Annotated in this window: 21 protein-coding genes; 18 read left to right on the forward strand and 3 right to left on the reverse strand. The window is 67.6% G+C overall.

Annotation, left to right across the window (positions count from 1 at the left end):
- The first annotated feature begins 282 nt into the window (after positions 1 to 282).
- The 9 genes from D6860_RS02060 to D6860_RS02090 all read left to right on the forward strand — a co-directional run bounded on the left by D6860_RS02060 (position 283) and on the right by D6860_RS02090 (position 4,775).
- Entirely contained in the window at positions 283 to 861 is a 579-nt protein-coding gene (locus D6860_RS02060; protein ID WP_076624397.1) for a YqaA family protein, read from the forward strand.
- Positions 858 to 1,331 (forward strand): disulfide bond formation protein B, encoded by a 474-nt coding sequence (locus tag D6860_RS02065; RefSeq protein WP_076624396.1) that lies wholly within the window; start codon positions 858 to 860, stop codon positions 1,329 to 1,331. Before D6860_RS02060 ends, D6860_RS02065 begins: the two co-directional genes overlap by 4 nt.
- A gap of 131 nt (positions 1,332 to 1,462) precedes the next feature.
- Positions 1,463 to 1,708: a PepSY domain-containing protein gene (locus D6860_RS02070; RefSeq protein WP_076624395.1), complete on the forward strand. Its 246-nt coding sequence runs from the start codon at positions 1,463 to 1,465 to the stop codon at positions 1,706 to 1,708.
- Between the two features lie 97 nt (positions 1,709 to 1,805).
- Complete coding sequence (locus tag D6860_RS02075; protein ID WP_076624394.1) at positions 1,806 to 2,345, forward strand: cytochrome b/b6 domain-containing protein; 540 nt, start codon at positions 1,806 to 1,808, stop codon at positions 2,343 to 2,345.
- Positions 2,342 to 2,914, forward strand: a complete 573-nt coding sequence (locus tag D6860_RS02080) for a helix-turn-helix transcriptional regulator (RefSeq protein WP_017468963.1) — start codon at positions 2,342 to 2,344, stop codon at positions 2,912 to 2,914. Before D6860_RS02075 ends, D6860_RS02080 begins: the two co-directional genes overlap by 4 nt.
- Before the next feature lie 32 nt (positions 2,915 to 2,946).
- A complete protein-coding gene (locus D6860_RS25145; protein ID WP_017468964.1) occupies positions 2,947 to 3,090 on the forward strand; it encodes a hypothetical protein in 144 nt (47 codons plus the stop codon).
- Between the two features lie 94 nt (positions 3,091 to 3,184).
- Positions 3,185 to 4,186, forward strand: a complete 1,002-nt coding sequence (gene gap, locus D6860_RS02085; RefSeq protein WP_076624393.1) for a type I glyceraldehyde-3-phosphate dehydrogenase — start codon at positions 3,185 to 3,187, stop codon at positions 4,184 to 4,186.
- 238 nt (positions 4,187 to 4,424) lie between these two features.
- Positions 4,425 to 4,598: a DUF1127 domain-containing protein gene (locus tag D6860_RS25150; RefSeq protein ID WP_164845628.1), complete on the forward strand. Its 174-nt coding sequence runs from the start codon at positions 4,425 to 4,427 to the stop codon at positions 4,596 to 4,598.
- 30 nt (positions 4,599 to 4,628) lie between these two features.
- Complete coding sequence (locus tag D6860_RS02090) at positions 4,629 to 4,775, forward strand: hypothetical protein (protein WP_017468699.1); 147 nt, start codon at positions 4,629 to 4,631, stop codon at positions 4,773 to 4,775.
- On the opposite strand, the gene coaD is transcribed toward D6860_RS02090, so the two are convergent.
- The 3 genes from coaD to D6860_RS02105 form a co-directional block, all read right to left on the reverse strand.
- A complete protein-coding gene (gene coaD, locus D6860_RS02095) occupies positions 4,763 to 5,272 on the reverse strand; it encodes a pantetheine-phosphate adenylyltransferase (protein WP_017468700.1) in 510 nt (169 codons plus the stop codon). The two genes, D6860_RS02090 and coaD, sit on opposite strands and share 13 nt — an antisense overlap.
- An 85-nt stretch (positions 5,273 to 5,357) precedes the next feature.
- A complete protein-coding gene (locus tag D6860_RS02100) occupies positions 5,358 to 5,792 on the reverse strand; it encodes a CBS domain-containing protein (RefSeq protein WP_017469183.1) in 435 nt (144 codons plus the stop codon).
- Positions 5,793 to 5,855: 63 nt separating this feature from the next.
- Positions 5,856 to 6,752 (reverse strand): LysR family transcriptional regulator, encoded by an 897-nt coding sequence (locus D6860_RS02105; RefSeq protein ID WP_076624392.1) that lies wholly within the window; start codon positions 6,750 to 6,752, stop codon positions 5,856 to 5,858.
- A gap of 106 nt (positions 6,753 to 6,858) precedes the next feature.
- Between D6860_RS02105 and D6860_RS02110 the strand changes: the two genes are divergently transcribed.
- The 9 genes from D6860_RS02110 to D6860_RS02150 all read left to right on the forward strand — a co-directional run bounded on the left by D6860_RS02110 (position 6,859) and on the right by D6860_RS02150 (position 16,450).
- Positions 6,859 to 8,358, forward strand: coding sequence for a CoA-acylating methylmalonate-semialdehyde dehydrogenase (locus D6860_RS02110; protein ID WP_076624391.1), 1,500 nt, complete (start codon positions 6,859 to 6,861; stop codon positions 8,356 to 8,358).
- A gap of 383 nt (positions 8,359 to 8,741) precedes the next feature.
- Positions 8,742 to 9,161 (forward strand): hypothetical protein, encoded by a 420-nt coding sequence (locus tag D6860_RS02115; RefSeq protein WP_076624390.1) that lies wholly within the window; start codon positions 8,742 to 8,744, stop codon positions 9,159 to 9,161.
- A gap of 73 nt (positions 9,162 to 9,234) precedes the next feature.
- The gene (locus D6860_RS02120) at positions 9,235 to 10,353 is read left to right on the forward strand and encodes a carboxylate-amine ligase (RefSeq protein ID WP_076624389.1); all 1,119 of its coding nucleotides are present in this window, start codon (positions 9,235 to 9,237) and stop codon (positions 10,351 to 10,353) included.
- Positions 10,354 to 10,429: 76 nt separating this feature from the next.
- Positions 10,430 to 11,569: a glycosyltransferase gene (locus tag D6860_RS02125; protein ID WP_076624388.1), complete on the forward strand. Its 1,140-nt coding sequence runs from the start codon at positions 10,430 to 10,432 to the stop codon at positions 11,567 to 11,569.
- Between the two features lie 226 nt (positions 11,570 to 11,795).
- On the forward strand, positions 11,796 to 12,935 hold the full coding sequence (locus D6860_RS02130; protein ID WP_076624387.1) for an acyl-CoA dehydrogenase family protein: 1,140 nt from the start codon (positions 11,796 to 11,798) through the stop codon (positions 12,933 to 12,935).
- Positions 12,936 to 12,986: 51 nt separating this feature from the next.
- Positions 12,987 to 14,021 carry an enoyl-CoA hydratase/isomerase family protein gene (locus D6860_RS02135; protein WP_076624386.1) on the forward strand — a complete coding sequence of 345 codons (1,035 nt, stop codon included), beginning with the start codon at positions 12,987 to 12,989 and terminating at the stop codon, positions 14,019 to 14,021.
- A 29-nt stretch (positions 14,022 to 14,050) separates the two neighbouring features.
- Positions 14,051 to 14,923, forward strand: a complete 873-nt coding sequence (mmsB, locus tag D6860_RS02140) for a 3-hydroxyisobutyrate dehydrogenase (protein ID WP_093411642.1) — start codon at positions 14,051 to 14,053, stop codon at positions 14,921 to 14,923.
- 150 nt (positions 14,924 to 15,073) lie between these two features.
- Positions 15,074 to 15,727 (forward strand): Crp/Fnr family transcriptional regulator, encoded by a 654-nt coding sequence (locus tag D6860_RS02145; protein WP_076624224.1) that lies wholly within the window; start codon positions 15,074 to 15,076, stop codon positions 15,725 to 15,727.
- Positions 15,728 to 15,799: 72 nt separating this feature from the next.
- On the forward strand, positions 15,800 to 16,450 hold the full coding sequence (locus D6860_RS02150; protein WP_017469757.1) for a DsbA family oxidoreductase: 651 nt from the start codon (positions 15,800 to 15,802) through the stop codon (positions 16,448 to 16,450).
- Positions 16,451 to 16,455: the final 5 nt, after the last annotated feature.

Here is a 16,455-nt window from a genome sequence, read left to right on the forward strand (position 1 = left end):
GGGTGCGCGTCGTGGCCTCTTCTGGCTGCAAATATCCCCGCCGGAGGCAGGCCGGCACGTGCCGCCGGGCGCAGTTCCGGGGCCCCGGAGCCGATGTCGGTTTTCGGCAGTCCTGCTCACCGGCGGAGACAAGAAGCACGGAGCGTCGGATGCGGTAGGATTGCTCCCTGCTTGCGCAGGATGCAGCCCTCGCGTCACAGCGCATCGCGGAACACCATTTCGTCTGTTGCACCCCGCCGCCCCCCATGCTTCCTGCAAGGCGGACAACCGGAGACCTTGCTCATGCTGCGCCGCCTCTACGACTGGACCATGTCGCTTGCAGACCATCCCAAGGCGCTCTGGGCGCTGGCGGCGGTGTCCTTCATCGAGGCCTCGGTCTTCCCGATTCCGCCGGACGTGCTGATGATCCCGATGATCCTCGCCGCGCCCCGCCGGGCGTGGCTGATCGCGCTGGTGGCGACGGTGTCGTCGGTGCTCGGCGGCCTGCTGGGCTACGGCATCGGGCATTTCTTCTTCGAGGGCATCGGCCGGCCGATCCTCGAGGCGCTGGGCAAGGGCGACCACATTGCTGCCTTCAACGCGCGCTTCAACGGCGTGGGCTTCTGGGCGGTCCTGATCGCCGGCATCACGCCCTTCCCGTTCAAGGTGATCACCATCATGTCCGGCTGGACGGCGATGCCGATGGCCACCTTCGTCGTCACCGCCATCATCGCCCGCTCGCTGCGGTTCTTCGTGGTGGCGGGGCTGCTCCGGGCCTTCGGTGCGCCGATCCGCGATTTCATCGAACGGCGGCTCGGCCTTGTCTTCACCCTCTTCGTGCTGCTGCTGGTCGGCGGCTTCTACCTCGTGAGGTACCTGTGACCCTATCGCGCAACATTCTCATCCTGCTCGCCGCGGCGGGATCCGCCGCCGTGCTGCTCGGCGCCTTCGGCTTCCAGTTCCTGGGCGACCTGCCGCCCTGCAAGCTGTGCATCTGGCAGCGCTGGCCGCATGCCGCCGCCGTCGTCATCGGCGCCGCGGCGCTGGCCACGCGCGGCCCGGCGCTGCCGCTGCTCGGCGCGCTCTCGGCGCTGACCACCGCCGCCATCGGGTTCTACCATACCGGCGTCGAGCGCGCCTGGTGGGAAGGGCCGACCACCTGCACCTCCTCGGCGCCGGTCACCGGCATCAGCGCCGACGACCTGCTCAACCAGATCATGTCGGCCGAGATCCAGCGCTGCGACGAGGTCCTGTGGGATTTCCTCGGCCTCTCGATGGCCAGCTGGAACACCATCGCGAGCCTCCTGTTCGTCGCGCTCTGGATCGCCGCGGCCGTTAAGAAGAAGGCCTGAACCAAAGTTGCAGGCCGTCCGATCTGCACCTGGCGTCCGATGGCGCGGGGCGGATCGGGCGGGCATCTCCTGAAGCACCGGACAGGGGCACTCCCGCCCCCGACACGCTCCGGCAACACAGGAGATACCGCATGAAACGCCAGATCATCGCAGCCCTCGCCGTCCTCAGCTTCGCAGGCCCGGCGCTGGCCTCGCCCGAGATCGACGCGGACACCAAGGCCAAGGTCGAGCAGAAGCTCACCGCCGAGGGCTACGAGGTGCGCCGTGTCGACAGTGAAGACGGCATGATCGAAGTCTATGCGCTCAAGGACGGCGCCCGGCTGGAACTCTACCTCGATTCCGACCTCAACATCGTGAAGACCAAGGGAGAGGACTGAGCCCGCGCCCGCGGCGCTGCCCGCCGGATCCCCGCCGCCCCCTGTCCCGGGCCGGGCTGCGCGGGCCGCGCCGCCCCCTTCACAGGACATCGAGACCATGACGCATCACCGTATCTGGGACCCGCTCCTGCGCGTGTTCCACTGGAGCCTTGCGACCTTCTTCGTCGCCAACGCCTTCTTCACCGACCCCGAGGCGGACCTTCACCACTACGTCGGCTACATCATCGGCGGGCTGATCGCCTTCCGCCTGCTCTGGGGCTTCGTCGGGCCGCACTCGGCGCGCTTCGCGAGTTTCCTGCCCAACCGCGACCGCGTGCGGACCCAGCTTTCCGACATGGCCACCGGCCGGCGCCGCGTGCACCTCATGCACACGCCGCTCGGCGCGCTGATGATCTACAACCTGCTGCTGACGCTCGCCGCCATCGTGGCCACCGGCTACATGATGACCACAAACGCCTTCTGGGGCGTGGGCTGGGTCGAGGAAACCCACGAGCTGCTGGTCGACTGGGCCGAGATCTCGGTGCTCATGCACATCGCCGCGGTGCTGCATGAAAGCCGGCGCACCGGTGTGAACCTGCCCGGCGCGATGATCACGGGTGTCAAACATGTTCCCGATGGTGCAAACATCGAGTCATGAAGGACAAAGCCGCTGCCACGACGGAGCGGGCCAGCCCGCTCCTCGCGCTGATCACCGTGCAGAGCCTCTGCGCGGTCTTCTTCCTTGCCGATGTCGCCAGCGACGGGATCGAGATCGGCTGGCCGCCGTTCACGCACTGGCACTTCATGGTGGAGCTGCTGGCGGCGCTCGGGCTGATCGCCGCCGTCTTCGTCGAAACCCGCTGGCTGATGGGGCTGCTGCGGCGCAAGGTTCACCTCGAGCGGCAGCTCTCGCTCGCCGCCGGCGCTTTCCATGACATCGTCGACGCGCAGTTCCGCAGCTGGGCGCTCACGCCCTCCGAGCAGGACGTGGCGATGCTGATGCTCAAGGGGCTGTCGATCCCCGAGATCGCGCAGATCCGCGGCTCGGCCGAGGGCACGGTGAAATCGCATCTGAACGGGATCTACCGCAAGGCGGGCGTGACCGGCCGGGGCGCCTTCCTGAGCCTCTTCATCGAGGACCTGATGAGCACGCCGCTCGCGCCGCCGCAGGGCGAGGCCGCACCACGCACGGCCCCCTCGGGACAAGGCGCGAGAGAACAGGCGTGACAGCGCCCCCGGGCTCTGGCAAGACGCATCGCATGACCAATCGGCTCGCGATCTGGATCGGGCTTCTGATCCTTGCCGCCCTCGCGGTGGATGTCTGGGCGTTCGGCTCGGAACATCTGGTGTTTCTCGGGCGAAAGCTCTTCGTGCTGCTCGATTGGATGGCCTTCTGGCGCTAAACGGCGACAGGGCGCATCCGGGCCGGTTGACTTACCCCGGGCAACCTGCTGATTTGCGCACGAACGCCGCCTTCCGAAAAGCGAGGAGAACACCATGACCGTCAAAGTCGCCATCAACGGCTTCGGACGCATCGGCCGCAACGTGCTGCGCGCCATCATCGAATCCGGCCGCAACGATATCGAGGTCATCGCCATCAACGACCTCGGCCCGGTCGAGACCAACGCCCACCTGCTGCAGTTCGACAGCGTGCACGGCCGCTTCCCGGTCGAGGTGAAGGTCGACGGCGACACAATCGACGTCGGTCGCGGCCCGATCAAGGTCAGCGCCGAGCGCAACCCCGCCGACCTGCCCTGGGGCGACGTCGACGTGGTGCTGGAATGCACCGGCATCTTCACCGCGCGTGACAAGGCCGCACTGCACCTCGAGAACGGCGCGAAGCGCGTGCTCGTCTCGGCCCCCGCGTCGGGCGCCGACAAGACCATCGTCTTCGGCGTGAACCACGACAGCCTGACCGCCGACGATGTCGTCGTGTCGAACGCGTCGTGCACCACCAACTGCCTGTCGCCGGTCGCCAAGGTGCTCAACGATGCCATCGGCATCGAAAAGGGCTTCATGACCACGATCCACAGCTACACCGGCGACCAGCCCACGCTGGACACGATGCACAAGGACCTCTACCGCGCCCGCGCCGCGGCGCTGTCGATGATCCCGACCTCGACCGGTGCCGCCAAGGCCGTGGGCCTCGTGCTGCCCGAGCTGAACGGCAAGCTGGACGGCGTCGCGATCCGCGTGCCCACCCCGAACGTGTCGGTCGTCGACCTCGTCTTCGAGGCGAAGAAGGACACCACGGTCGAGGAAGTGAACGCCGCGATCCGCGCCGCCGCCGACGGCCCGCTCAAGGGCGTTCTGGGCTACACCGACAAGCCCAACGTCTCGATCGACTTCAACCACGACCCGCATTCGTCGATCTTCCACCTCGACCAGACCAAGGTCATGGACGGCAAGATGGTCCGCATCCTGACCTGGTACGACAACGAGTGGGGCTTCTCGAACCGCATGTCGGACACCGCCGTCGCGATGGGCAAGCTCATCTGATCGCACCGGACAGCGGGCCCACGGGCCCGGTTGGAACCGCTTCGAGGGGCGGGGTCGGAAACGGCCCCGCCCCCTTTTGCGTGAAAAAACGAGGTCTTGGCAGTGGCGCCGCTTCGCCCTGTGCGCGCCATGCAATTTCTGCAGGTCGGAGATCGGGTTTCGGAAGTTGTGCTGCGTTGCGGCATCGCTAGGTTAGCGCCAACGGCAACCGAAAAGGGGGGAGACGATGGAGACGCCCATGACCCACCTCTACGACAGCTTGAAGACCCGCCTCGAACGCCACGCCCAATACCGCCGGACCCTGCGCGAGCTGCGCAGCATGCCGCTCGACGTGGCACTCGATCTCGACATCGACAAGGGCGACGCACAGCGCATCGCCACCCGCGCCGTTTATGGCCAAGCCAGCGCCTGATCGCGGGCGCCAACCCCAAGGATGGATGACATGACCGTTCTGAACACGCTCTACCGCCGCTACGCCTACGACCGCGCCATCAACACGCTGAAGACACTGCCCGAGCGCACCCGCATGGATTGCGACATCGTCGGCCACGAGGCGGAACTTGCCCGCCGCGCTGTCTACGGCGCCTGATCGTCCGGCGCGAAGCGCTCTTGCAGCGCCTTGTATACCGGCGGCGTAACGAACTTGCTCACGTCGCCACCAAGCCGGGCGATTTCCTTGACCAGCTTCGACGCGATCGCCTGGTGCCGGGCTTCGGCCATCAGGAAGACGGTCTCGACACTCTGGTCCAGCGCCCGGTTCATGCCGACCATCTGGAACTCATACTCGAAGTCGGCCACCGCGCGCAGCCCGCGCACGATGATCTGCGCGCCCACGTCGTGGGCACAGTCGATGAGCAGGTTCTCGAAGGGATGGGCGACGATCTCGGTGCCGGTCTCTTCCGAGAGCGCGCGACATTCCTGTTCGATCATCGCGACCCGCTGCTCGAGCGTGAAGAGAGGCCCCTTGTCACCGTTGATGGCGACTCCGATCACGAGCCTGTCGACCAGCGCCGCGGCGCGGCGAATGATATCGATATGGCCCAGCGTGATCGGGTCGAAGGTGCCGGGATAAAGACCGATGCGCATGGGGTTGCCCCTCATCTACCGTTTTGCGGCACGCAACAATATTGCGTCGATGAATGCAACCCCCGGCGTTCGGTTTCCTTGAGCCTCAATAGCCCATGATCATGCCTTGCAGGGCATCCTTTTCCATCGCCAGTTCCGCGATCTGCGCCTTCACCACGTCGCCGATGGTGATCATGCCGACCATCACGCCGTCCTCGACGACCGGCATGTGACGGAAGCGGCCTTCGGTCATGCGGGCGAGAACGACGTTGCTGTCCTCGGCGCAGGTGCAGGTCTGCAGCGTCTTGGTCATCAGCTGGTCGACCCGCATCGACAGCACCTCTGCCCCCTCCGAGGCCAGCTGACGCACGATGTCACGCTCGGACAGGATCCCCTGCGCGGTCTGCCCATCCTCCGAGATCACCACGCCGCCAATGCGCCGCTCGGAAAGGACGCGCGCCGCCTCGGCAACGGTGGCGCCGGGGCCGACGGTGACGACGCCGTCGTCGGCCTTGTCCTTGAGAATCTGTTGAACCTGCATCCGGCTCTCCTCCAATCGCTCTTCTGCACGTGCAAACAGCGTCGCGGAGGGTGCGACATTTTGTCAAGTCATACCTTCGAGGCGGGTTAATTCCCGCCGCACGCCCTGGTGCAGTGCCTGTGCAAAGGTATTGAGCCGCCCCAGGCGGCGGTCGTCGGCGTGACGGATCAGGTAGAAACTGCGCGACAGCGCCACGTCGTCGGGCAGCACCTTGCGCAGGCCCGGCCCCGCCGGCAGCGCGAAATCATGCACGATTCCCAGGCCCGCCCCCTGCCGCAGCCAGTGGAACTGAACCGACACCGAGTTCGACGCCAGCCCCACCCGCTCGAGCCCGAGGTCGGCGAGGTAGTCGAGCTCCTTGTCGAAGATCATGTCGGGAATGTAGCCGACGAAGCGGTGCCCCTTCAGGTCTGCCCGCGTGCGGATCGGCGGATGCTGCGCGAGGTAGCCCTCGGAGGCGGCGAGATGCAGCCGGTAATCGGTGAGCTTCTGCACCACCAGCCGCCCGGCGGTGGGCGCCGAGACGCCGATGGCGATGTCCGCCTCGCGGCGGGACAGGTTCACGATGCGCGGCAGCGCGACGATCTGGATCTCGAGGTCGGGGTTCTGCGCGCCGATCTCGGCGCAGACCTGCGGCAGCAGGAAGTTGGCGCAACCGTCCGGCGCGCCGATGCGGATCTGGCCGGACATGCCCTCGCCGGTGCCGCGCACCGCTTCGGCACCCTGCCCCAGCGCCTGCTCGGCTTCTTCCGCATGGCTCATCAGCCGCGCCCCGGCCTCGGTCAGCGCGTAACCCTGCGGGCTTTTCGCAAAGAGCGGTTGGCCCAGCGCCTCCTCGAGCCGCGCCACCCGGCGGCCGACGGTCGCGGGATCCATGCGCAACACGCGCCCCGCGCCCGACAGGCTGTCGCCACGCGCCACCGCAAGGAATATCCGCAGGTCGTCCCAGTTGCTACGCATCGCTCACCTTTGCGAAAATGCAAAACCTTTTTGCCCGATTACCTCTGTTTCCTGCATTTCCGCAAGACTAAGGTCTGGCCAACCCCGACTTCCAGGAGGAGCGACCATGAAAGAACTGACGCATTTCATCAACGGACAGCACGTGAAGGGCACTTCGGGCCGCTTCGCCGAGGTGTTCAACCCGGCCACCGGCGAAGCCATCGCCAAGGTACCGCTTGCCAGCCAGGAAGAACTGAACGATGCCGTGGCCAAGGCCGCCGAGGCGCAGATCGGCTGGGGCAACACCAACCCGCAGCGTCGCGCGCGGGTGATGATGAAGTTCGGCGCCCTGATCAACGAGCACATGGACGAGCTGGCCGAGCTCGTGTCGCTCGAGCACGGCAAGACCCTGCCCGACGCCAAGGGCGACGTGCAGCGCGGTCTCGAGTTCGTCGAGGTCTGCATGGGCGCGCCGGCGATGCTCAAGGGCGAGTTCATGGACAACGGCGGGCCGGGCATCGACCTGTATTCGATGCGTCAGCCGCTCGGCGTGGTCGCGGGCATCACGCCCTTCAACTTCCCGGCGATGATTCCGCTGTGGAAGATGGCCGGCGCCCTCGCCTGCGGCAACGCGATGATCCTCAAGCCCTCCGAGCGCGTGCCCTCGACCGCGCTGCGCCTCGCCGAGCTGCTCATCGAAGCAGGCCTGCCCGAGGGCGTGCTGCAGGTGGTCAACGGTGACAAGGACATCGTCGACGGCATCATCGACCACGAAGAGATCCCGGCAGTGGCCTTCGTCGGCTCCACCCCGATCGCACAGTACATCTACGGCCGCGCCTGCTCGAACGGCAAGCGTGCCCAGTGCTTCGGCGGCGCCAAGAACCACATGATCATCATGCCCGACGCGGACATCGACAAGGCCGCCGACGCGCTGGTCGGTGCCGGCTTCGGCGCCGCGGGCGAACGCTGCATGGCGATCTCGGTCGCGGTTCCGGTCGGTCAGAAGACCGCAGACGCGCTGATCGAGAAGCTGGTCCCGCGCATCGAGGCGCTCAAGGTCGGCCCCTACACCTCGGGCGACGACGTGGACTACGGCCCGGTCATCACCCAGGCGTCGAAGGACCGCATCAACGGGCTCATCGCCTCGGGTGTCGAGCAGGGTGCGAACCTGGTGGTCGATGGCCGCAACTTCGAGCTGCAGGGCTACGAGAACGGCTTCTTCGTGGGTCCGTCGATGTTCGACAACGTCACGCCGGACATGGACATCTACAAGGAAGAGATCTTCGGCCCGGTCCTGAGCCAGGTGCGCACCGAGACCTACGACGAGGCGCTCGACCTGGTCATGAAGAACGACTACGGCAACGGCACGGCGATCTACACCGCCGACGGCGACACCGCGCGCGACTTCGCGCACCGGGTGAACGTCGGCATGGTCGGCATCAACTTCCCGATCCCGGTGCCGCTGAGCTACTTCACCTTCGGCGGCTGGAAGAAGTCCGGCTTCGGCGACCTCAACCAGTACGGCCCCGACGCCTTCCGCTTCTACACCAAGACCAAGACCGTCACGGCGCGCTGGTTCTCGGGCATCAAGGAAGGCGGCGAGTTCAACTTCAAGGCGATGGACTGACCTTCCGCATCGCATTGCATGCCTCACAGGAGCCCGCGCCACTTCGGCGCGGGCTTTTGCTTTCTGCAAAAGTGGTGCCCGCTCCCCAGAGCCGCGGCCCGTGCGACCGGAAGCGGCACCCGCCGCGGACGCCAGCCCGGTGACCTGCCTGCCTTACAAGGTGTCGACGCTCCCCCTCCTGCACTCACGGAAGGACGCGAGATGGTGCTGCTGGTTCAACAGGAGGATCCGCAAGGCGCTGATACTGATCGGCGTCGTTCGGAACAGCCTCACAGAGCTTCTTATGGACAGTCGCTGACGGCCCGGACAGCTAGGCAGCTACAGTCGCACCCCACGGCTTGATTTAAGATATATTCCATATACCTGTTTCTCGAGGAGGCCCCATGCCCGTCGAGACCGCCATCTTCGCAAGGCGCAACGTCGCCTACCAGCATTTCCACGGCACGATCGGCCCGGTAGACCATCTCGATGGTCTGCGCCGCGCTCTCGATGCTCCGCTCCACCGGACAGACACGGCACAGCTCGCCGACCTCTCGGCGGTCGATCACGTCTACACGGATTTCATGCGGACCCTGACCTTGGTCGCTCTCGAGGCAAGGCTCGCGAAAAGGGTGGATCCCGGGACGCGCTACGCGCTCTTCGCGCCGGACGATCTCAGCTTCGGCGCGGCGCGGATGTTCCACCAGATCGCCGAGACCGTGCTGCCCTACCACTTCGACGTGTTCTCGCGGCAGCAGCCAGCGCTCGCCCATATCCGGCAGCCCGAAAGCACGCTACGCGCCTTCCTGCGCGCCGCGCGCTGACCGGCCCCTTGCCCGAAACCCGCCGCTCTGCTTTCCTGACCCGCAGCGCAAGGGACACCGGAGGGCGCAGCAGATGCAGACGCCGGAATTCACGCTCGGCATCGAGGAGGAGTATCTTCTCGTCGACCGCGAGAGCCTTGCCTTGCACGAAGCGCCGCAAGACCTGCTGGATGCCTGCCGCGCCGAGCTCGGCGACCAGGTCAGCCGCGAATACCTGCAATGCCAGATCGAGATCGGCACCTTGCCCTGCACCGACATCGCCGCTGCCCGCGACGACCTGAAGCGCCTGCGCGCGACGATCTCGAAACTTGCCGCGCGGCACGGGCTCGCCCCCATCGCTGCCTCCTGCCACCCGCTGGCGCACTGGAAGAACCAGCACCACACCGACAAGGACCGCTACAACGACCTGCGCCGCGATCTCGGCGGCGTGGTGCAGCGCCTGCTGATCTGCGGCATGCACGTGCACGTCGGCCTCGGAGACGACACGTTGCGCGCCGACCTGATGCGACAGGCGAGCTACTTCCTGCCGCATCTGCTGGCGCTCTCCACCTCCTCGCCGTTCTGGCAGGGGCAGGACACCGGCCTTGCCAGTTACCGGATCTCGGTCTTCGACAACCTGCCCCGCACCGGCCTGCCGCCGCAATTCGCCAACTGGCAGGACTACCGCCGCTCGGTGCAGGTGCTGGTCGACCTCGGCGTGATCGAGGACGCCTCGAAGATCTGGTGGGACATGCGCCCCTCGGCCAGCTTCCCCACGCTCGAGACCCGGATCATGGACGTGCAGCCCCGCCTCGAGGACGCGCTCATGCTCGCCGCGCTCAACCAGTGCATCCTGCGGATGCTCTGGCGGCTCCGGCGCCGCAACCTGCGCTGGCGTATCTACGAGAACGTCCTGATCGCCGAGAACCGCTGGCGCGCGCAGCGCTACGGTGTGACCGAGGGGCTGATCGACTTCGGCGCCGCCTCGATCACCCCCTTCCCGCAGCTCGTCGAAGAGCTGATCGCGCTTCTCGAGGAGGACGCACGGGCGCTCGGCTGCCTGCCCGAGATCGAGCGCGCCCGCGAGGTCGTCGCCCGGGGCACCTCCGCCAGCCGCCAGCGCGCGGTCGCCGCCGCCGAGACGGGAGACGATGACGCCCGCATGCGCGCGGTGGTCGGCCACCTCATCGACGAATTCCACGACGGGCTCTGACCCGGGCAGCGGCCGCCCCTTGCACGGGGCGCCCCGGACGGGCATCTAGACCCGGTCCGCAGACCCGGGAGCGCCCATGAAGACCTGCATCGTCACATCCGACTATTTCGTCCCGGGCGAGACCTTCATCAACCGCCACATCGAACACATCTTCGGTGGCGACACCTGCGTGCTCGCCGGCCGTAGCAACGGCACCGACCCGCTCGGCAAACCGCTGTTCGTGCGGCGCGCACCGCTCAGCCCCGGTGACCGGCTGCGTGCCCCCTTCGCCATGGGCTGGAATGCCGCCGTCGAGGGCACCGGCCGCCTGCCCTTCGGCGACGCCAGGGCCCGCCTCGCAGCCTGGCTGCGCGCTGAACGGGTCGAGGTCATCCTAGCCGAGTTCGGCACGCAGGCCCTCGTGGTCGCGAAGCTCGCGCAGGAGCTCGGCATCCCCTGCTTCACCTACTTCCGCGGCACCGACGCCAGCTTCGCGCTGCGCTCGCGCCAGATCGTGCGCGCCTACCGCCGCATGATGCCGCGGCTCGCCGGCGTGTTCTCGGTCTCGCGGTTCCTGCTCGACAACCTCGCGCGGCACGGCGTCACCCATCCCAACGCGCATGTCGTGCCCTCCGGCGTCGACATCCGCCGCTTCACCCCGGGCGAAAAAAGCCCCGGCTCCTTCCTCGCCGTCGGCCGCATGGTCGAGAAGAAGGCGCCCCAGGTCACGCTGCGCGCCTTCGCCGCAGCCGCCCGCGACCGCGACGCACATCTGACGATGATCGGCGACGGCCCCCTGCTCGAGACCTGCCGCAGCCTCGCCAAAGATCTCGGCATCGCACCGCAGGTCACCTTCACCGGCGCCCTGCCTCATGACGCCGTGCGCGATCACCTCGCCCGGACCGAGGTCTTCCTGCAGCATTCCGTTACCGCGAAGAACGGCAACACAGAAGGGCTGCCCACCGCCATCCAGGAAGCGCTGGCCTGCGGCTGCATCACCCTCTCGACCCTGCACGCCGGCATTCCGGAAGCGGTCGAGGACAGCGTCAACGGCCTGCTGGTGCCGGAATGGGACGAGAGCGCCTTCGCCGACCGCATCGGCCAGCTGCTCGACATGGCCGACCGCAGCGCCATGACCCGCGCCGCCCGCGACACCGCCGTCGCCCGCTTCGACAACGCAAGGCTCCTCGCCAAGGTCGAGACCACCATCCGCGACACCCTCGCCGCCCGCGCCTGACCCAAGGGTCTTCTCCGGTTTCCAAATACCCTCGGGGGACTGCGCCCGCAGGGCGGACGGGGGCAGAGCCCCCTTTTCCCCGCAAGCCACAGGCGCACCCATCCGACGCAGAGCGCGCGGGGCTCACCCCGCTCACGCGCCTCCGCTTTCCCGCTTGCATCGCGGCCCGACTCCCGACACAATCTGAACAGTTGTTCAATTTCCATCATGGCAGGGAGGGCCGGACATGGATTTTGGTCTGAGCGAGGAGCAGACGGCGATCTTCGACATGGCCTACGGCTTCGGACAGGAGCACGTGACGCCAAAGGCGGCGGAATGGGAGACCGCCGGCACCATCCCGAGGGAGCTCTGGCACGAGGTCGGCCAGCTCGGCCTCGGCGGCATCTACGTCAGTGAGGACCACGGCGGCTCCGGGCTCGGACGGCTCGACGCCACGCTGGTGTTCGAAGCGCTGTCCATGGCCTGCCCCTCGGTCGCGGCCTTCCTGTCGATCCACAACATGTGCGCCAAGATGCTCGACCTCTACGGCTCCGAGGATCTGCGCGCGCGGTTCCTGCCGAAGGCGCTGACCATGGAGACGGTGTTCTCCTACTGTCTGACCGAACCCGGGTCGGGCTCGGACGCGGCGGCGCTGCGCACCCGTGCCGACGCGCAGGGCGACGCCTACCGGCTCGAGGGCACCAAGGCCTTCATCTCCGGCGGCGGCTACTCCGATGCCTACATCGTCATGGCGCGCACCGGCGGCGACGGCCCGCGCGGAATCTCGGCCATCGTGGTCGAGGACGGCACGCCGGGGCTCTCCTTCGGCGGGCTCGAGCAGAAGATGGGCTGGAAATCCCAGCCCACCCGGCAGGTCCAGATGGACGGCTGCACCGTACCGCGCACGAACCTGCTCGGCGACGAGGGCAAGGGCTTCCGCTACGCCATGGCCGGGCTCGACGGAGGGCGGCTCAACATCTCGGCCTGCTCGCTCGGTGCGGCACAGGCGGCGCTCGACGCGACCCTCGCCTACATGGCCGAACGCCAGGCCTTCGGACAGAGCATCGACCGCTTCCAGGCGCTGCAGTTCCGTCTTGCCGACATGGAGATCGAGCTTCAGGCCGCCCGTACCTTCCTGCGACAGGCGGCGTGGAAACTCGACCAGGGCAGCCCGGACGCGACGAAATACTGCGCCATGGCCAAGAAATTCGTCACCGAGGCCGGATCGAGGGTGGCCGACCAGTGCCTGCAGCTCCATGGTGGCTACGGCTATCTCGCCGACTACGGCATCGAGAAGATCGTCCGCGACCTGCGGGTCCACCAGATCCTCGAGGGGACGAACGAAATCATGCGGCTCATCGTGGCGCGCAGCCTGGTCTCGGGCTGAACGACCGGCAGCGCGCGCCCGCGACCGGGTCGCCAGACAAGAGACGGGAGCATGACAGACATCCACATCCGAAAGCAGGGCCGCGCCGGGCGCATCACCCTCACCCGCCCCAGGGCGCTCAACGCGCTGACCTATGACATGTGCATGGCGATCGAGGCCGCGCTCGACGAGTGGCGTGACGACGACGCCGTCTCGCTCGTGCTTCTCGACGCCGAGGGCGACAAGGCATTCTGCGCCGGCGGCGACATCGCCGAGATCTACCGGCAGGGCAAGGCCGGCGACTTCGACACCGGCCGGCGGTTCTGGCGCGACGAATACCGGATGAACGCGAAGCTCGCTGAATACGCCAAGCCCATCGTCAGCTTCCTGAACGGCTTCGTCATGGGCGGTGGCGTCGGGCTCGGCGGCCATGTCTCGCACCGCGTGGTCGGCGAAAGTGCCCAGATCGCCATGCCCGAATGCGGCATCGGCTTCGTTCCCGACGTCGGCGGCTCGCTGCTGCTGTCACGCGCGCCCGGGCGGCTGGGCGTCTACCTCGGCCTTACCGCCGCGCGCATGGGCCCCGCCGACGCGCTCCACGCCAATTTCGCGGATGTCTTCCTGCCCGAGGAGAAGTGGGAAGGCATCAAGACCGAGCTTGCCGACACCGGCGATCTCGAGGCGCTCGAAGAGGACGGCTACCCGCTGCCCGAAAGCCCGCTCGCCGCCGCCCAGCCCGAGATCGACCGGCTTTTCGCAGCCGGCGACCTTGCCGGGATCGCCACCGCCCTGGAGGGGGCCGAGGGCGAGCTCGCGGCACGTGCCCGCAAGGCGGTCGGGCGCAACTCGCCGCTCTCGATGGCGGTGACGCTCGAGATGCTGCGCCGGCTCCGGGCGGAGGCCGACCCCGACATTCGCACCGCATTGCGACAGGAATACCGCGTCTCGCACCGCATCGCATCCGAAGGCGACTTCCTCGAAGGCGTGCGCGCGCAGATCATCGACAAGGACCGCGATCCGCACTGGCGGCTCGCGCTCGACGAGGTGACCCCCGAGACGGTCGCCGCCATGCTGGCCCCGCTCGGAGAGGATGAACTGGCGCTCTAGAGGAGGCGCCGCCAAGGGGAGGAGAAGACATGAAGATCGCATTCATCGGGCTCGGCAACATGGGCGCGCCCATGGCGGCCAATCTCGCAAAGGCCGGCCACACGGTGACCGGCTTCGACGTCGCCGGCGCCACCGCCGAGGGCGTCGCGCAGGCCGGCTCGGGCCCGGAGGCCGTGGCGGAGGCCGAGGTCGTCATCACCATGCTGCCCAACGGCGCCATCCTGCGCAGCGTTGCCGACGAGATCATCCCCGCCATGGCGCCCGGCGCGGTGCTGCTCGACTGCTCCACCGTGGACGTCGACAGCGCCCGCGCCGTGGCCGACCAGGCCGCGGCTGCGGGTCTCGGCGCACTCGACGCGCCGGTCTCGGGCGGCATCGGCGGAGCGGCCGGCGGCACGCTCACCTTCATGGTCGGCGGCTCGGAGGAGGCCTTTGCCAAGGCGAAACCGCTCTTCGACATCATGGGCCAGAAGGCCGTGCACTGCGGCCCCTCCGGCAACGGCCAGGCGGCGAAGATCTGCAACAACATGATCCTCGGCGTCACGATGATCGCCACCTGCGAGGCCTTCGCGCTGGCCGACAAGCTGGGCCTGTCGCGTGAGGCGATGTTCGACGTGGTCTCGACCTCGTCGGGTTCGTCGTGGTCGATGAACACCTACTGCCCGGCGCCCGGCGTGGGGCCGACCTCGCCCGCCGACAACGGCTACAAGCCCGGGTTCGCGGCCGAACTGATGCTCAAGGATCTCGGCCTTTCGCAGCAGGCCGCCGAAACCGCCGACGCGGACACACCCATGGGCCAGCGCGCGCTCGAACTCTACCGCAGCTTCGTCGAGGACGAGGGCGGCAAGGGGCGCGACTTCTCGGCCATGCTGCCGAGGTTCGAGGGCCGCGGCAGAGGCTGAGCCGCAACAGGCTGCCCCGCGCCCGCCGATCATCGGATCAGTCAGCCGCGCCACATCGGGTGCTTGGCGGGTGCGGCACCCGGACCGGGCGCACGTGCTTCTCTTCAGGTGCAGGACGATGCATCCTGCGCCCAAGGAGACACCGCGCACATGACCTGGACCGGAACCGCGCCCGCCCTCGCAACGCTCGCACCGGAGAACCGCGCCGCCCTTGATCGGCTCGCACCATTCGCCGCACCGCGCGGGACCGTTCTGTTCCGCCCCGGTGACTCGGTCGAGGGATTCGTCATCGTCCTGTCCGGCCGTATCGACGTGTTCCTCACCGGCCCCACCGGCCGCGACATCCTGCTCTATGCCGTGGAACCCGGGCAAAGCTGCATCCAGTCGACGCTGGGACTGCTCGGCGGCGACGATTACTCCGGCGAGGCGGTCACCCGCAGCGACTGCCGGCTCGTGCTGATCCCGCGCGGCGTGTTTCTCTCCCTGATGGGCCGCGACGAGGGCTTTCGCACCTTCGTCTTCCACGCCTTCGCCCAGAGGATGCAGAGCATGATGCACCTCCTTGAAAAGGTTGCCTTTCAACGCATCGAATGCCGCTTGGCCGAAACGCTTCTGCAGCGGGCCGAGAATGGCGTCCTGCATGCCACCCATGCCGAGATCGCCACGATGATCGGTTCCGCGCGCGAGGTGGTCTCGCGCCGGCTCGACGCGTTTTCGCGGCGTGGAATTGTCGCGCTGGAACGTGGCAATGTCCGACTGCTCGACGAGGCGACGCTCCGGGGGATCGCGGACACCGGCGGTTGAGGTCACAGCCCCTTTCCCCGGTCGCTTCTCTCTCCGTGCCCTGCTAGAAGAGCCCCAAAAGGACGTACACGCATGGTCACGCTCGACATATTCTCCGATCCGATCTGCCCCTGGTGCTACATCGGCAAGGCCTATCTCGACCGCGCGCTTCTGGATGCGCCGGATCATCCCTTCACGATCCGCTGGCGCCCCTTCATGCTGAACCCCGAAATGCCGCCCGAAGGCATGGACCGCCGCGCCTACCTCGAGGCGAAGTTCGGCGGCAAGGCGCAGGCGGTGGAGGCCTACCTTCCGGTCACCGAGCATGCGCGCGACGCGGGGCTGGCGCTGGACCTCGACCACATCGCACGCACGCCGTCGACCGTCGACGCGCACCGTCTGATCCACTGGGCCGGCATCGAAGGGGTGCAGACCGCCGTGGTGTCCTCTCTCTTCCGCGCCTATTTCGAAGAGGGCCGCGACATCGGCGACCGAGAGGTTCTCGGCGACATCGCCGACGCCTGCGGACTGGACGCGAGCCTGGTCCAGCGGCTGCTCGCCTCCGACGCCGATCGCCGCGAAATCGTGGAAATGGATGCAGCCGCCCGCGGCATGGGGGTTACCTCGGTGCCGACCTTCGTCGTTGCCGGGCAGCATGCCGTGCCCGGCGCCCAGCCCACCGACCTCTGGTCCCGGGTCATCGCGGAACTTCGCGAGGGCGGCGCGCAGCCGGCACTGCCCTGACCGTT

The sequence above is a fragment of the Salipiger sp. D13 genome, assembly GCF_003703915.1.
Taxonomy (GTDB): domain Bacteria; phylum Pseudomonadota; class Alphaproteobacteria; order Rhodobacterales; family Rhodobacteraceae; genus Salipiger; species Salipiger profundus.

Bases quoted from the DNA above. Each gene is read 5' to 3' on its own strand.
- D6860_RS02060 (WP_076624397.1), top strand. From the start codon at position 283: ATGCTGCGCCGCCTCTACGACTGGACCATGTCGCTTGCAGACCATCCC.
- D6860_RS02070 (WP_076624395.1), top strand. From the start codon at position 1,463: ATGAAACGCCAGATCATCGCAGCCCTCGCCGTCCTCAGCTTCGCAGGC.
- D6860_RS02075 (WP_076624394.1), top strand. From the start codon at position 1,806: ATGACGCATCACCGTATCTGGGACCCGCTCCTGCGCGTGTTCCACTGG.
- D6860_RS02080 (WP_017468963.1), top strand. From the start codon at position 2,342: ATGAAGGACAAAGCCGCTGCCACGACGGAGCGGGCCAGCCCGCTCCTC.
- D6860_RS25145 (WP_017468964.1), top strand. From the start codon at position 2,947: ATGACCAATCGGCTCGCGATCTGGATCGGGCTTCTGATCCTTGCCGCC.
- gap (WP_076624393.1), top strand. From the start codon at position 3,185: ATGACCGTCAAAGTCGCCATCAACGGCTTCGGACGCATCGGCCGCAAC.
- D6860_RS25150 (WP_164845628.1), top strand. From the start codon at position 4,425: ATGACCCACCTCTACGACAGCTTGAAGACCCGCCTCGAACGCCACGCC.
- D6860_RS02090 (WP_017468699.1), top strand. From the start codon at position 4,629: ATGACCGTTCTGAACACGCTCTACCGCCGCTACGCCTACGACCGCGCC.
- coaD (WP_017468700.1), bottom strand. From the start codon at position 5,272: ATGCGCATCGGTCTTTATCCCGGCACCTTCGACCCGATCACGCTGGGC.
- D6860_RS02100 (WP_017469183.1), bottom strand. From the start codon at position 5,792: ATGCAGGTTCAACAGATTCTCAAGGACAAGGCCGACGACGGCGTCGTC.
- D6860_RS02105 (WP_076624392.1), bottom strand. From the start codon at position 6,752: ATGCGTAGCAACTGGGACGACCTGCGGATATTCCTTGCGGTGGCGCGT.
- D6860_RS02110 (WP_076624391.1), top strand. From the start codon at position 6,859: ATGAAAGAACTGACGCATTTCATCAACGGACAGCACGTGAAGGGCACT.
- D6860_RS02115 (WP_076624390.1), top strand. From the start codon at position 8,742: ATGCCCGTCGAGACCGCCATCTTCGCAAGGCGCAACGTCGCCTACCAG.
- D6860_RS02120 (WP_076624389.1), top strand. From the start codon at position 9,235: ATGCAGACGCCGGAATTCACGCTCGGCATCGAGGAGGAGTATCTTCTC.
- D6860_RS02125 (WP_076624388.1), top strand. From the start codon at position 10,430: ATGAAGACCTGCATCGTCACATCCGACTATTTCGTCCCGGGCGAGACC.
- D6860_RS02130 (WP_076624387.1), top strand. From the start codon at position 11,796: ATGGATTTTGGTCTGAGCGAGGAGCAGACGGCGATCTTCGACATGGCC.
- D6860_RS02135 (WP_076624386.1), top strand. From the start codon at position 12,987: ATGACAGACATCCACATCCGAAAGCAGGGCCGCGCCGGGCGCATCACC.
- mmsB (WP_093411642.1), top strand. From the start codon at position 14,051: ATGAAGATCGCATTCATCGGGCTCGGCAACATGGGCGCGCCCATGGCG.
- D6860_RS02145 (WP_076624224.1), top strand. From the start codon at position 15,074: ATGACCTGGACCGGAACCGCGCCCGCCCTCGCAACGCTCGCACCGGAG.
- D6860_RS02150 (WP_017469757.1), top strand. From the start codon at position 15,800: ATGGTCACGCTCGACATATTCTCCGATCCGATCTGCCCCTGGTGCTAC.